Annotated in this window: 15 protein-coding genes; 9 read left to right on the top strand and 6 right to left on the bottom strand. The window is 70.9% G+C overall.

What is annotated here, in order from left to right; translation table 11 throughout:
• The first annotated feature begins 47 nt into the window (after window positions 1–47).
• The 4 genes from DEI96_RS17590 to DEI96_RS17575 are packed head-to-tail and all read left to right on the top strand — an operon-like array spanning window position 48 to window position 4,492.
• A complete protein-coding gene (locus DEI96_RS17590) occupies window positions 48–1,313 on the top strand; it encodes an ABC transporter substrate-binding protein (protein ID WP_111023450.1) in 1,266 nt (421 codons plus the stop codon).
• Window positions 1,314–1,338: 25 nt separating this feature from the next.
• Window positions 1,339–2,292: a carbohydrate ABC transporter permease gene (locus DEI96_RS17585; RefSeq protein WP_111023447.1), complete on the top strand. Its 954-nt coding sequence runs from the start codon at window positions 1,339–1,341 to the stop codon at window positions 2,290–2,292.
• Window positions 2,289–3,161: a carbohydrate ABC transporter permease gene (locus DEI96_RS17580; protein ID WP_111023445.1), complete on the top strand. Its 873-nt coding sequence runs from the start codon at window positions 2,289–2,291 to the stop codon at window positions 3,159–3,161. Before DEI96_RS17585 ends, DEI96_RS17580 begins: the two co-directional genes overlap by 4 nt.
• 53 nt (window positions 3,162–3,214) lie before the next feature.
• Window positions 3,215–4,492: a family 1 glycosylhydrolase gene (locus DEI96_RS17575; RefSeq protein ID WP_111023443.1), complete on the top strand. Its 1,278-nt coding sequence runs from the start codon at window positions 3,215–3,217 to the stop codon at window positions 4,490–4,492.
• Window positions 4,493–4,551: 59 nt separating this feature from the next.
• On the opposite strand, the gene DEI96_RS17570 is transcribed toward DEI96_RS17575, so the two are convergent.
• Window positions 4,552–4,947 (bottom strand): MerR family transcriptional regulator, encoded by a 396-nt coding sequence (locus tag DEI96_RS17570; protein WP_111023441.1) that lies wholly within the window; start codon window positions 4,945–4,947, stop codon window positions 4,552–4,554.
• Between the two features lie 95 nt (window positions 4,948–5,042).
• Between DEI96_RS17570 and DEI96_RS17565 the strand changes: the two genes are divergently transcribed.
• Together DEI96_RS17565 and DEI96_RS17560 are read left to right on the top strand one after the other, a co-directional pair.
• A complete protein-coding gene (locus tag DEI96_RS17565; RefSeq protein WP_111023440.1) occupies window positions 5,043–5,744 on the top strand; it encodes an SDR family oxidoreductase in 702 nt (233 codons plus the stop codon).
• A 121-nt stretch (window positions 5,745–5,865) separates the two neighbouring features.
• The gene (locus DEI96_RS17560; protein WP_111023438.1) at window positions 5,866–6,852 is read left to right on the top strand and encodes a matrixin family metalloprotease; all 987 of its coding nucleotides are present in this window, start codon (window positions 5,866–5,868) and stop codon (window positions 6,850–6,852) included.
• Window positions 6,853–6,956: 104 nt separating this feature from the next.
• Here the strand turns inward: DEI96_RS17560 and DEI96_RS17555 are convergent, their stop codons facing one another.
• The gene (locus tag DEI96_RS17555; RefSeq protein WP_111023436.1) at window positions 6,957–7,607 is read right to left on the bottom strand and encodes an NAD(P)H-binding protein; all 651 of its coding nucleotides are present in this window, start codon (window positions 7,605–7,607) and stop codon (window positions 6,957–6,959) included.
• A gap of 136 nt (window positions 7,608–7,743) precedes the next feature.
• On the opposite strand from DEI96_RS17555, the gene DEI96_RS17550 reads away from it, so the two are divergent.
• The 3 genes from DEI96_RS17550 (at window position 7,744) to DEI96_RS17540 (ending at window position 9,753) form a co-directional block, all read left to right on the top strand.
• The gene (locus DEI96_RS17550; protein ID WP_181433003.1) at window positions 7,744–8,229 is read left to right on the top strand and encodes a DUF4126 family protein; all 486 of its coding nucleotides are present in this window, start codon (window positions 7,744–7,746) and stop codon (window positions 8,227–8,229) included.
• 146 nt (window positions 8,230–8,375) lie between these two features.
• A complete protein-coding gene (locus DEI96_RS17545) occupies window positions 8,376–9,347 on the top strand; it encodes an NAD-dependent epimerase/dehydratase family protein (RefSeq protein WP_111023434.1) in 972 nt (323 codons plus the stop codon).
• A gap of 70 nt (window positions 9,348–9,417) precedes the next feature.
• A complete protein-coding gene (locus tag DEI96_RS17540; RefSeq protein WP_258372829.1) occupies window positions 9,418–9,753 on the top strand; it encodes a helix-turn-helix domain-containing protein in 336 nt (111 codons plus the stop codon).
• Window position 9,754: 1 nt separating this feature from the next.
• Here the strand turns inward: DEI96_RS17540 and DEI96_RS17535 are convergent, their stop codons facing one another.
• The 4 genes from DEI96_RS17535 to DEI96_RS17520 are packed head-to-tail and all read right to left on the bottom strand — an operon-like array spanning window position 9,755 to window position 12,836.
• Window positions 9,755–10,948: an MFS transporter gene (locus DEI96_RS17535; protein ID WP_111023432.1), complete on the bottom strand. Its 1,194-nt coding sequence runs from the start codon at window positions 10,946–10,948 to the stop codon at window positions 9,755–9,757.
• Entirely contained in the window at window positions 10,945–11,643 is a 699-nt protein-coding gene (locus DEI96_RS17530; RefSeq protein ID WP_111023430.1) for a carboxymuconolactone decarboxylase family protein, read from the bottom strand. The genes DEI96_RS17535 and DEI96_RS17530 overlap by 4 nt, the downstream gene beginning before the upstream one ends.
• 60 nt (window positions 11,644–11,703) lie before the next feature.
• Window positions 11,704–11,907 carry a hypothetical protein gene (locus DEI96_RS17525; protein WP_111023428.1) on the bottom strand — a complete coding sequence of 68 codons (204 nt, stop codon included), beginning with the start codon at window positions 11,905–11,907 and terminating at the stop codon, window positions 11,704–11,706.
• Window positions 11,904–12,836 (bottom strand): helix-turn-helix transcriptional regulator, encoded by a 933-nt coding sequence (locus DEI96_RS17520; protein ID WP_111023426.1) that lies wholly within the window; start codon window positions 12,834–12,836, stop codon window positions 11,904–11,906. Before DEI96_RS17520 ends, DEI96_RS17525 begins: the two co-directional genes overlap by 4 nt.
• Between the last annotated feature and the right edge of the window lie 69 nt (window positions 12,837–12,905).

Below are 12,905 nucleotides of genomic sequence, written 5' to 3'. Positions count from 1 at the left end.
TGGACGAGGTCCGCACACCGACGTGCCGGACGGATGGCAGGTTTTCGATGAAGAAGCACATCGCGGTCGTCGCGCTCGCAGCAGCGGCGTCGCTCTCCCTCGCCGGGTGCGCCGGCTCCCCCGGATCGTCGGGTGACGGCGGCCACGTCGACCTGACGTTCTGGCACGGCTACACCGAGGCCGACGGCAAGGTCCTGGACGGCATCGTCAAGGACTTCAACGCCTCGCAGGACAAGGTCACCATCACGACCCAGACGAAGACCTGGGCCGTGATCGACGACACGATGCTCCCCGCCCTGTCCGCGAAGAAGGGCCCGGACCTCGTCGCGATGACCTCCGACCGGCTGCCGGTCTACGCGCAGAAGAAGGCGCTGGTCGACCTCAGCGACTTCTACGCCGACGACGCCAACAACACCGGGGACCTGAAGGGACAGGCCGTGGCTATGGAGCGGGTCGACGGCAAGGAGTACGGGGTGCCGAGCGGGTTCGTCCCGCTCTCCGTGATCTACAACAAGAAGCTGTTCGCAGCGGCCGGCATCGACTCCTTCCCGACCACCTGGGACGAGTGGGTCGCCGACGCGAAGAAGCTCACGAAGGACGAGAACGGCGACGGCACCCCGGAGCAGTACGGGCTCGTGCTGCCGGACCACCAGACGGTCGGCAACGGCATCTGGCCGAGCCTGTTCGCCGGCAACGGCGGATCGATCACGAACGAGGCGGGCACGAAGTCCACGATCGACTCCGCCGCGAACGCCGAGACGCTCGAGTACTGGGCGAGGGCGGTGCGCGACGACAAGATCTCGCCGACCGGTGTCGACGGCATCGCCGCGGACAAGCTCTTCACCGCCGGCAAGACCGCCATGGAGATCGGCGGCCCCTGGATGGCCGGCGTCGCCGAGGCGTCGGACATCGACTACGGCATCGCGGCGATCCCGGCGGGCCCCGAAGCGCAGGTGGCCTCGGCCATCGGCATCTCGCTCGGCGTGACGGCCCAGACCGACGACGCGAAGCAGGCCGCAGCCGAGCGGTTCCTGCGCTACTTCAACGAGCAGTCCGTCGCGACGAAGTGGGCCCTCGGGTCCGGCTGGCCGCCGCTCCGCACCGACGTCACCGCCGCCGACGTCGACGAGAACCCGACCGTCGCGACGCTCACCGGGCTGCCGGGCACCACGATCCCGCTCCTGCCCGGCGTGGTCGACAGCGCCGACGTGCTCACCGCCGTGGACACCGCGACCCAGAAGGCGATGGCGGGCGGGGACCCCGGATCGCTCCTCGCCACCGCCGACGCCGACGTGCAGTCGGCCCTGAAGTAGCAGCAGCGGCCCTCGGAGGACCCTCGTGACCACGCAGCAACTCGGCCGACGCCGTCGGTACCGACCACCGGGCCAGCTCGGCGGACGATCGCCCCTGAACGGCACGTTCCGCCGCCGCGCCACCATCGTCGGGTTCCTCGCACCCGCGATCGTCGTCCTCGGGGCGTTCGTGCTCTGGCCGATGCTCTCGGCGCTCCGGCTGTCGTTCACCGACGCCAGCGGGTTCGGCGACCCGTCGTTCATCGGGTTCGCGAACTACGTCCGGGTCTTCACCGACCCCGACGTCCTGCGGTCCATCGGCAACACCGCGCTCTACTCGGTGCTCTTCACCCCCGTCGCGATCGTCGTCGCCCTGGTGCTCGCCCTCGTGCTGAACCACCCGGCCCTGCCGTTCCGCGGGTTCTTCCGGTCGGCGTTGTTCCTGCCGTTCATCGTGTCCCTGGCCGTCGCCGCGTTCGCGTGGTCGTACCTGCTCGACCCGCAGATCGGCCTGCTGAACCACTGGCTGCAGCTCGTCGGCATCCGGCTCGGCAACGTGCTGCAGGACCCGACGCTCGCGATGCCCACCGTGGTGCTCGTGGCCGTGTGGAAGAACTTCGGCTTCTACATGGTGATCTTCCTGGCCGGGCTGCAGGAGATCCCCACGAGCCTGTACGAGGCCGCGCAGCTCGACGGGGCGAACGGCCGCCAGCGGTTCGCGAACGTCACCTTCCCGATGCTGAGCAACACGATGGCGTTCGTCGTGATCGTCGCCCTCATCGCCGCGCTGCAGGCGTTCGACCAGATCTACGTCCTGACCGGCGGTGGTCCGTACCGGTCGACCGAGACGATCGTCATGCAGATCTACCAGTCCGGCTTCAAGGACCTCGACCTCGGGTTCGCGAGCGCCCTGGCGTACGTGCTCCTCATCGCGACCCTGCTGCTCAGCCTCGTGCAGTTCCTGTTCTTCGGGAAGCGCGGAGAGGACACCGCATCATGACCGCGCTCCCCCGTCCCGCGACCGCCGTGCGCCGTCGCACCGTGGCCCGTCGACAGCCGTCGATGCGGTGGCTCGGCTTCGCAGCCGTGGCCGTCGTGACCCTGGCGGTGCTGCTCCCCGTGCTCGTGATCGTGTTCACCGCGTTCAAGCCGGCGAGCGAGGTCAACGCCTACCCGCCGACGCTGTTCCCGCACACCTGGACGCTCGACAACTTCCAGGCGATCTTCACGCAGCTGCCGTTCGGGCGGCTCATCCTGAACAGCTTCGCCTTCGCCGGCGGTGTGACGGTGTTCGCGCTCGCGTTCGACGCGCTCGCCGCCTACGCCCTGGCACGGCTCGACTTCCGCGGCAGCAAGGTGCTGCTCATCGTGATCGTCGCCAGCCTGATGATCCCGTTCCAAGCGACGCTCATCCCGATCTACCAACTGGTGTCCGACCTCGGGTGGGTGAACACGTTCGCGGGGCTGATCGCGCCGCGGGCGGCCGACGCCTTCGGGATCTTCTTCCTGCGCCAGTTCTTCGTGTCGCTCCCCCGCGACCTGGACAACGCGGCGCGGATCGACGGGGCCTCGGAGTGGCGGATCTTCCGGAGCGTCGTCCTGCCGAACGCCGTCCCCGCCCTGCTCACCCTCGGCATCTTCACCTTCGTCAACAACTGGAACGACCTGCTCTGGCCGCTGGTGTTCACCACCGACCAGGACATGGGGACCATCACGTCCGGCCTCACCCTGCTGACCGGGCCCGGCGGGATCATCCCGCAGGGCGTCATGATGGCCGGCGCCCTGATCGCCGTGCTGCCCCTCGCCGTCATGTTCCTGCTCGTGCAACGCCGCTTCATCGAGAGCGTCGCCAGCACCGGGCTCAAGTGACGACGACACCGCACGAGCCCGGAGCGGCCGTGCCCACCATGAAACGAGACACCATGCACTGGTCCGACGACGGCAGGCTGCACTTCGCCCTGGGCATCGAGGACACCTTCGTCCCGCAGGCCCGACCGGGCGAACGGCCCATCGACGAGTACGAGCTCACCGACCACTACCGGCAGTACGCCGCCGACCTCGGGCTGGCGGTCGACGTCGGCGCCGAGCTCCTGCGCTGGGGCGTCCCCTGGTACCGGGTCGCCCCCGAGCCCGGCGTCTGGGACTGGTCGTGGGTGGACGGTGTCATGGCGCGGTTCCGCGAGACCGGCCTGCGCCCCGTCGTCGACCTGCTGCACTACGGCACACCGCTCTGGCTCGACGGGCAGTTCGCCCACCCCGACTACCCGGCGCACGTCACCGAGTACGCCGCCCGGTTCGCGGCGCGGTACGGCGACGTCGCCACCGACTACACGCCGGTCAACGAGCCCGTCATCCACGCCCTGTTCTCGGGTGAGTACGGGTACTGGCCCCCGTACCTGACCGGCGCGGAGGGGTCGGCCCGGATCGCGTCCGCCCTGGCCAAGGGGTTCGTCTCGACGCAGCACGCGATCACGCGTGAGCTCGGAGACGCCGCCACCTTCGTGCACGTGGACGCCGGCATCCGGTACGTCGGCGACGTCGACGCCCCGGAACACCGCGAGACGGTCGCGCGCCTGCGCGCCCAGACGTTCCTGGTCGAGGACCTGGTCACCGGTGGCGTCGACGACGCGCACCCCCTGGTCGGTCGGCTGCGTTCCGGCGGCGTCACCGACGCCGACCTCGACTGGTTCCGGCAGCACGCGGTCCGGCCCGACGTGATGGGCGTCAACTACTACCCGCTGCACTCCACCGAGGTGTTCGAGGCGGGGGTGCACCACGGCGGCGGGTTCGCCGATCCGCGGCCCTACGAGGACACCGGCGTCGAGGGGCTCCGCGACGTGCTCACCACCTACGCCGAGCGCTACGGTGCCCCGGTCATGCTCACGGAGACGTGCGTCACCGGTTCGGTCGAGGAGCGCATCGGCTGGCTGGACGCGTCGGTCACGGCCGTGCGGGGGCTCCGCGACGAGGGGGTGCCGGTCGTCGGCTACACCTGGTGGCCGCTGTTCGACATGTACGAGTGGACCTGGCGGCACACGGACGCCCCACGCCAGGAGCACCTGCTCACGATGGGCCTCTTCGACCTCGTCGAGGACGGCGCCGGCGGCCTCGACCGTCGCCGCAACCCGGTCGCCGACGCGTTCGCAGCGCACACACGACAGGAACGGGCCGTGGCAGCGGCCCTGTCGGCGACCACCTGAGGGACTGGAGGCGCGGGTCGGGTCGGTCCCGCGCCTCCCGTCCGTCCCGGTGCCGCGTCTCAGGCCGCGACCGGCTCCGCAGGCCGGTCACGCAGCGCCGGGCAGTGCTCGGCGGTCGGGTGCTCGGTGATCGCGATGACCTGATCGAGCCGCCCCCGGACCGCCTCGAGCTCGGCCAGCTGCGCGGTGATCCGGTCCCGCTCCGCGATGAGCAGCGCGAACGACTCCGGCGTCGACTCCCCGCGGTCGACGCAGGGCAGCAGCTGCACGATCGTGCGGCTCGCGAGCCCGGCGGCGAACAGCTGCTGCACGAGCTGGACGCGCTCGACGGCGGCGTCCGTGTAGACCCGCTGCCCGCTCGCGGTGCGCGACGCGGTGAGCAGTCCCTGCTCCTCGTAGTACCGCAGCGAGCGGACGCTGACGCGGGTCTCGGCTGCGAGGTCACCGATGCGCATGGTGCTCCGATCCGGGGCTTGCCCCTGACATGGATGTGAGGTCTTAGCGTAGCCGAGCCGCTCCGGGAGACACCCGATCGGCAGGAGGAGACACCATGGACATCGCTGGATCGGTCGCACTCGTCACCGGCTCGAACCGCGGCATCGGACGTCGCTTCGCTCTGCAGCTGCTGGAGCGCGGGGCGTCGAAGGTCTACGCGACCGCACGCCGACCCGAGCTCGTGGACATCGAGGGCGTCGTCGCGCTGCCCCTCGACATCACCGACCAGGCATCGATCGACGCGGCGGCTGCCGCCGCGGGCGACGTCACCCTGCTCGTGAACAACGCCGGCATCTCGACGACGGGCTCGCTGCTCACCGACGACCTCACCGATGCGCGCCGCGAGATGGACACGCACTACTGGGGCAACCTCGCGATGATCCGGGCGTTCGCGCCGGTGATCGAGCGGAACGGTGGCGGCGGCATCGTGAACGTCCTGTCCGCACTGTCCTGGTTCGTCTACCCGGGATCCGGCGCGTACGCGGCAGCGAAGGCCGCCGAGTGGAACCTGACGAACGCCGTCCGGTTGGAGCTCGCCGGCAAGGGGATCAGCGTGCAGGGGCTGCACCTCGGGGCGGCGGACACCGACATGATGGACGGCTACGAGGGGCCGAAGGTCGACCCGGCCGACGTGGCGCGGGCCGCGCTGGACGGCGTCGAGCGGGGCGCGGCAGAGGTCGTCGTCGACGACTGGAGCCGGATGGTGAAGGCGTCGCTCGCCGATGCACCGGAGCGCTTCTACGCGCAGTTCGCCTGAGCGTCGCCCCTGACTGGGGGCGTGTCCCCGCAGCGCAGTCCTGGACCCGCTGCGTGGTCATCGGCGAGCATGGACCCCGATCAGGAGCGGGGGGCACGTCGCCTGCCGCTGGAAGGGAACCATGCGTCCTGTCAGGAACGCGCTGAGCACCGGGGCGATCGTCGCGATCCTCGCCGGTCTCACCATCACCGCAGCACCCGCCCAGGCGGCGACCCCGGGGGCCGGCGCGAGCTGCGCCCCCGGGACCCTGTCGGTGCAGACGCTCGAGAGCGGCTGCACGGCGACCTCCGGCACGGTCGTGACGCCCGACGGCCGCACCTTCGCGCTCCCCGCGCCGGGTGAGAGCGTCATGGCGAGCAGCTCGGCCGCCCCCGGGGCGCCCGAGCTCGCCGACGTCCTCATCGCGAACAACGGCTCCGCCGGTGTCGCCGTCCGCGTCGACGAGGCCTGGACCGGTTCGGCCCCCGCCGTCCAGCAGGAGCGTGCGCAGAGCCAGGCCGCGACGGCACAGGCCGCTCCCGCCGCGACGACAGCTGCGACCACGAAGTGCACGAGCACGGCGTACAAGGCGTCCGGCTACACCTGGCCGAGCACGGTCAAGTGGTACTACAACCAGACCGGGCAGAAGTCGACGTACGCCAAGGACGCCCTGCGCAAGGGGGCGAACGCGTGGAACGGCACGATCTCGGCGTGTGACCGCACCGTCACGTCGACGGCGAAGAACGACTACCTGCGTCTCGCGACCCAGAAGCCCAACCTCACCGACAAGGGCGGCTGCTCGCGGAACAACGGCTACAACGTGATGGGCTGGGGCAAGCTCCCGACCGGCACCCTCGGTGTCACGTGCGTCTGGTTCGACGGCAACGGCAACGCCCGCGAGGCCGACCAGCGCTACGCCACCGGCTTCAAGTGGAGCTCGACGGCCACCTGCTCGGGTGCGCGCTTCGACACCCAGGTCGTCGCGACGCACGAGTGGGGCCACCTGTACGGCCTCGACCACGTGAAGACCGGCACCGGCCAGGTCATGGAGCCGTCCGGCGGCTACTGCGAGCTCGACGGCCGCACGCTCGGCCGTGGCGACATGACGGGCATCTCGACGCTCTACTGAGCTCGACGCTCTGCAGGGACACGGACGGGGTCGTGGCGGAGAACCGCCGCGACCCCGTTGGTCTGTGGGTCTTGGTCAGACCGCGTCGGCGCGGTCGGACCTGGTCAGACCGCGTCCGCGCGCAGGAACTCAGCCACCGGCGTCGACCCCGTGTTGAACCGGAACGTGTTGCCCGCCGTGCCGGGGTTCTCGACCACGTCGGCGACCACGTGCGCCACGTCACCGCGCGGCACCTGCGTCGACGAGCCGTCCCAGTCGACGGAGCCGGTCGGCTCGTCGTCGGTCAGGGTGCTCGGGGCGACGATCGTCCACTGCAGCCCCGAGTCTCGGAGCACGGCGTCGGCGATCATCTTCGACTGCGCGTACGCGAAGAAGTCCTGGTCCTGCGGGACGCCGTGGTCGAGCTGCGAGCCCGAGAACGACACCATCACGTAGCGGTCGACGCCGGCCTGCTTCGCCCCCTGGATCGACAGCACCGCAGCGTCGCGGTCGATCGCCCAGGTCCGATCGACGGACCCGCCACCGGCACCGGCCGACCACACCACGGCGTCGTGCCCGCGGACGAGTTCGGCGAAGTCGTTCAGGGACTGCTGCTGGATGTCCGCGACGAGCGGTTCGCCGCCGTGCGCTCGGATCTCGTCGGACTGCTCGGCGTTCCGGATGACGGAGGTGACCGTGTGTCCGCGCTCGGACAGGATGCGGGTGGCGAGGAGTGCGACCTTGCCGTGGCCGCCGAAGACGATGACGTTGCTCATGGGCCGGACGCTACTCCGGGCGGCTCCGTGCCCGGGGAGCGCCCGGGGAACGCCGGACGGTCGCCCGTCGCCCGCGATGCTCGGAACACCCGGGGGCACCGTGCGTACCGTCGGGGGCAACACGACAGGAGTCACGATGAGCAAGCAGCACGAGCAGCACACCCTGGTCCGCACCCTGGTCCTCGGCATCATGAGCGGCGGCCGGAGCGCCACCCCGCTCGCCGTCCTCGCACTGAACCACGACCGGTCCTCGCTGAAGGGTTCGTGGCAGCAGTGGAAGGTCTTCAGCACCCCGGTCGGCCGTGGGCTGCTCGTGGCCTCCGCCATCGGTGAGCTCATCGGCGACAAGTTGCCGAAGACCCCGAACCGCATCGCCCCCTCGGCGTTGCTCGGACGGATCGCGTCCGGTGCCCTCGCCGGTGCCGCCCTCGGCACCACCGGCAAGCGCGACCTGCGCATCGAGGGCGCGATCCTCGGTGGCGTCGGTGCCCTCGTCGGCAGCTTCGTCGGCTGGGGTGCGCGCAAGGCCCTCGGGGGCGCGGGCCTGCCCGACCCCGTCGTCGCGCTCGCCGAGGACGCCGCGACCATCGCCGGCTCCGTGAAGGTCATCACCGCCGACTGAGCGCGCCGCTCGTGCGCCGGGCGGGCCGCGCTCGTGGGCGCCTCGCTCGCCGCGGGCGCGTTTCGTGAGCAGGAATGGTCGGGTCGCACCGCCGCACCCGACCATTCCTGCTCACGATCCGCACGCCTCGGCCTACGGTGGCCCCCATGCACATCGTCGTCATCGGAGCCACCGGCCACATCGGCTCGTTCCTCGTCCCCCGTCTCATCCGCTCGGGTCACCGGGTCGTCGCCGTCACCCGCGGCACGAGCACCCCGTACGCCGACGCCCCGGAGTGGCAGCAGGTCGAGCGGATCACCGCCGACCGCGAGCAGGAGGACCGCGACGGCACCTTCGGCAGCCGCATCGCCGCGCTCGGTGCCGACGCCGTCGTCGACCTCGTCTGCTTCACCGAGTCCTCCGCCGCAGCGCTGGTCGACGCGCTCCGCGGCACCGGTACGCACCTGGTGCACTGCGGCTCGATCTGGCGCGCCGGCGTCTCGCACGTGCTGCCGATCACCGAGCAGAACGCGACCCCGCCGTCTGGCGACTACGGCGTCCAGAAGGACGCCATCGCACGGATGCTCAAGGAGGAAACCGCATCAGGCGGTTTGGACACGACGTCGCTGCACCCCGGTCACATCAGCGGTCCGGGCTGGACGCCGATCGGTCCGCTCGGCAACCTCGACACGTCGGTGCTGACCAAGCTGTCCGCCGGCGAACCGCTCGAGGTCCCCGGTCTCGGCGCAGAGACGATGGCCCACGTGCACGCCGACGACGTCGCGCAGGCGTTCCAGCTCGCGGTCGAGCACCGCGATGCGGCGGCGGGCGAGGACTTCTTCGTCACGGCCCCGACGGCGCTCACCGCACGCGGGTACGCCCACCTGGCAGCGTCGTGGTTCGGCCAGGAGGCCCGGCTCGACCCCGTCACGTGGGACCGGTTCCGCGAGACCACGGCTCCAGAGCACGCTGACGCCAGCTGGGAGCACCTGTCCCGCAGCCAGGTCTTCAGCACCGAGAAGGCGAGTCGTCTGCTCGGCTACGCACCGGCGTTCACCGCCGAGGAGACCGTGCTGGACGCCGTGCGCTGGCTCGTCGACCACGGTGAGCTCGAGGTCGCGAACCCCCTGGCCTGCTGAGCTTGAGGCTCTGGACTGCGCATCAGCCTCAGCTAATATCGCCGGAGGATCGACGCGGAACGAAGGAACGATGATGGGCAAGAAGGACTTCGTCCGCGGGAACGACCGCGTCGAGCGTCTCCTGCGGCAGCCGGACATCGCGGACGCTGTTGCCGCGCTCGAGACCGAGGCCGACGACCTCGACCGAGTCCACGCGATGAGCCTGGCGATGGTTCGTGAAGCGGGCAAGCGCACGCAGGCCGAGATCGCACACGAGCTCGGCATCAGTCAGGGGGCGGTCTCGCAGATGGAACGGCGCGAGGACATGTTGCTCTCCACCCTCCGCAGCTACATCACCGCGACCGGTGCCGAGAACCCACGCATCGTCGTCACGGTCAACGGCCGTGACGTCGAGTTGGCGATCTGACTCAGGCCCGCTCCGGCTCGACCACGAGCCCACGGTTCCGGTGCACGGCCCAGACCGTCGCGGCGAACCCGGTCAGCACCGCGCCACCGATCGTGACCGCCGTCCAGCCCCCGGCGTTCCACAGCACCGACGCCAGCGCGGAGCCGATCGCCCCGCCGATGAAGTTCGAGGTGACGAAGGCCGTGTTGAGCCGGCTCCGCGCGGCCGGGTCCACCGAGAAGAGCCGGGTCTGGTTGAGCACGTTCGCGGCCTGCACGGCGACGTCGAGCAGCAGCACGGCGAGCAGCACCACGACGATCGAGTGCGCACCGATCCCGGCGACGACCAGGGAGACGAGCAGGAGCACGATCGCTCCCCCGGTGACGGGTACCGACAGCCCGCGGTCGTGCAGTCGCCCGACCCGCTGCGCCGCCACGGCACCCGCGAGCCCCACCAGGCCGACCAGCCCGATGCTGCTGGTGGAGAAGTCGTAGGGGTCGGTGCTGAGCAGGAACGTCAGGGCGGTCCAGAACATCGTGAACACGGCGAAGACCGACGAGCTGATCACGAGCGTGACCTGCACGGTCCGGTGGGTCCGGACGGCACGGAACACCGACAGGATGAGCTGCGGGTACGCCACCCCGCCGCGGGCCTCGAGTTCGGGGATGGCGCGCCGCAGCAGCAGGGCCAGGACCACCGCGACGACGGCGGCGAGTACGTAGATCGCGCGCCACCCGAACGCGTCCGCGACCAGGCCGCTGATCGTCCGTGACACCAGGATGCCGGTGAGCACCCCGGACGCGATCGTGCCGACCACGCGTCCGCGCTGCGCAGGGTCGGCGAGGTCCCCGGCCAGCGGGATGAGGAGCTGCCCGGCGACCGTGGTCAGCCCGACCAGCGCCAGGGCGACCAGGAGCGTCGCGAAGGTCGGTGCTACCGCGGCGAGCAGCAGCGCGACGGCGGAGGCGACGAGCACCCAGGGGATGAGGCGTCGGCGGTCGAGGACGTCACCGAGTGGCACGACGAGCAGGATGCCGAGGGCGTAGCCGACCTGGGTCAGCGTCACGAGCAGTCCGGCGAGCGACGCCGAGGTGCCGAGCGACGATGCGATGTCGTCGAGCAGCGGCTGCGACCAGTACAGGTTGCCCACCGCTGCTCCCCCGGCGACGGCGAACAACAGGGTCCGGCCCGTCGACATCGAGTGGTCCGTGCTCATGCTGCGGGTGCTCCCTCGTTCACGGCGGCCAGGGCGTTCAACGTGCGCGGGTAGCCGATGAGCGGGACGAGCACGGTCAGGACGTCCAGCATCTGCCGGCGGGTGTTCCCGACGTTCAGGTTGCCGGCCACGTGCCCCTGCACCTGGGCGTCGGCACCGCCGAGCGCCGCGAGCAGCGCGAAGGTCAGGAGTTCCCGGATCGGCAGCGACAGGCCGTCACGGCCGACGGTGTCCCCGAAGCAGTTGCCGGACAGGAACCGCTGGAAGTGCACGGCGTCCGCGGGGGCGTTCTCGTACATCGCGTCGACGCGGTCCGCGCCGACGACGGCGCCCTGCACCGCTCGGCCGCGCTCGAGCCGGTCCGCCGGGGTGGTCGTCGACTGCCCGGCCAACGGCAGGGTGACCCCGCGGGCGACCAGTACGGTGTTGGTGATCGTCAGGAAGTCGCCGACTCGTGCGGAACCGACGTAGGCCACGGCCTGGTAGACGATCTCCTTCGCCTCGGTGGGCGAGAGCGGACCGTCGAGGGCCTCGTCCAGCAGGTTGCGGAACGCCGCCGGCGCCCCGGCCGCGATCGTCGCACCGAGCTGGACGACCACGCGGTCGTGCTCGCTGAGTGCTGCGTTCCGCAGGGTCTCGTCCACGAAGTCGGCGTGGTACCGGGCGAACTCGGGGTCGGTGTCGGCGAAGGTCATGTCCTCGACGCTAGAGCCGACCGCGGAGCCGTGACAGGTGCTGTCCTCCCCCCTCAGCCGTCACCGTCGCCGGAACAGCTCCCCCAGGTGCCACGGCCCGGGCGCGAGCCGCACCGCTGCCTCGGCTCGGACCCGTTCCTCGAGTTCACGGTCGCGGGTGAGCTCGTGGATCTCCTGCTCGGCGCGCCACCGGAACCGCAGTCGGCCGAGGAACCCGGTCGGCGGACTCGGGACGACGGTCTCGACGGACTCGGTCTCGTTCACGCGTCCTCCCCGGTAGCAGCGGCAGCGGCAGCAGCAGCACCGGCGACGGAAGCGGTCGACGCAGCCGCCGCACTCGTCGCACCGGTCGCGCTCGTCGCCGCGAGGTTCGCCAGCAACTGCAGCCGTTCCTCGGACGCCGACCCGGGCTCGGTGCCGTACACGACCATGGTCAACCCCGAGTCCGTGACGAGTTCCATCGTCTCGTAGCTCATGTCGATGTCGCCGACGTCCGGGTGGTGCACACGCTTCACCCCGCTCCGGTGCCGCATCACGTCGTGCGCGGCCCAGCGCCGCCGGAACTCGTCACTGCGGGTGGAGAGCTCCCCGATCAGGTCGGTCAGTCCCTTGTCGTACGGCGAGCGGGCCGCCTCGGCGCGCAGGGCGGCGACCACGTCGCCGGCGACCGAGTCCCAGTCTCGCCAGAACTGCTGACCGCGCGGGTCGAGGAACGCGAAACGCGCGGTGTTCGGGGTGCCGGAGGGCGACAGGAACAGCGGCGAGTACACCGCGCGGGCGAGCGCGTTGCCGGCGAGGAAGTCGAACCGGCCGTTGCGGACCCAGGCCGGGGCGCTGATCGAGTCGAGCACCCGCTGCACGTTCGGCCGGACCTTCGACGTCGGGATCGTCCGGCGCGAGGCGCCCGAAGCGTTCTGCAGACGGGCCAGGTCGAAGAGGTGCGCGTGCTCGGCATCGTCCAGAAGCAGCGCACGGGACAACGACTCGAGGACGCTCTCGGAGACCCCGGTCAGGTTTCCGCGCTCGAGGCGGACGTAGTAGTCGACGCTCATTCCCGCGACGAGTGCGAGCTCTTCGCGCCGCAGTCCCTTGACGCGGCGGACCCCACCGAAGTCGGGCAGACCGACCTGCTGCGGTGTGACGCGCTCGCGGCGTGTGCGGAGGAAGTCGCGCACTTCGCTTCTGGTGTCCATGCGTCAACGGTACGGCCGGCCGGGTGCCGGAAGCAGGGGTTGCTGGTACCCGTCAGCAGGGAACGGCCC

The sequence above is a fragment of the Curtobacterium sp. MCLR17_031 genome, assembly GCF_003234775.2.
In the GTDB taxonomy this organism is placed as follows: Bacteria; Actinomycetota; Actinomycetes; order Actinomycetales; family Microbacteriaceae; genus Curtobacterium; species Curtobacterium flaccumfaciens.
The sequence above is the reverse complement of the archived record's forward strand: the minus strand, read 5'-3'. Positions and strand labels throughout refer to the sequence as shown.

Excerpts from the sequence above, each read along its gene's own strand:
- DEI96_RS17580 (WP_111023445.1), top strand. The coding sequence starts at position 2,289 with ATGACCGCGCTCCCCCGTCCCGCGACCGCCGTGCGCCGTCGCACCGTG.
- DEI96_RS17550 (WP_181433003.1), top strand. The coding sequence starts at position 7,744 with ATGAGCAAGCAGCACGAGCAGCACACCCTGGTCCGCACCCTGGTCCTC.
- DEI96_RS17530 (WP_111023430.1), bottom strand. The coding sequence starts at position 11,643 with ATGACCTTCGCCGACACCGACCCCGAGTTCGCCCGGTACCACGCCGAC.
- DEI96_RS17590 (WP_111023450.1), top strand. The coding sequence starts at position 48 with ATGAAGAAGCACATCGCGGTCGTCGCGCTCGCAGCAGCGGCGTCGCTC.
- DEI96_RS17545 (WP_111023434.1), top strand. The coding sequence starts at position 8,376 with ATGCACATCGTCGTCATCGGAGCCACCGGCCACATCGGCTCGTTCCTC.
- DEI96_RS17520 (WP_111023426.1), bottom strand. The coding sequence starts at position 12,836 with ATGGACACCAGAAGCGAAGTGCGCGACTTCCTCCGCACACGCCGCGAG.
- DEI96_RS17555 (WP_111023436.1), bottom strand. The coding sequence starts at position 7,607 with ATGAGCAACGTCATCGTCTTCGGCGGCCACGGCAAGGTCGCACTCCTC.
- DEI96_RS17565 (WP_111023440.1), top strand. The coding sequence starts at position 5,043 with ATGGACATCGCTGGATCGGTCGCACTCGTCACCGGCTCGAACCGCGGC.
- DEI96_RS17535 (WP_111023432.1), bottom strand. The coding sequence starts at position 10,948 with ATGAGCACGGACCACTCGATGTCGACGGGCCGGACCCTGTTGTTCGCC.
- DEI96_RS17560 (WP_111023438.1), top strand. The coding sequence starts at position 5,866 with ATGCGTCCTGTCAGGAACGCGCTGAGCACCGGGGCGATCGTCGCGATC.
- DEI96_RS17540 (WP_258372829.1), top strand. The coding sequence starts at position 9,418 with ATGATGGGCAAGAAGGACTTCGTCCGCGGGAACGACCGCGTCGAGCGT.
- DEI96_RS17575 (WP_111023443.1), top strand. The coding sequence starts at position 3,215 with ATGCACTGGTCCGACGACGGCAGGCTGCACTTCGCCCTGGGCATCGAG.
- DEI96_RS17570 (WP_111023441.1), bottom strand. The coding sequence starts at position 4,947 with ATGCGCATCGGTGACCTCGCAGCCGAGACCCGCGTCAGCGTCCGCTCG.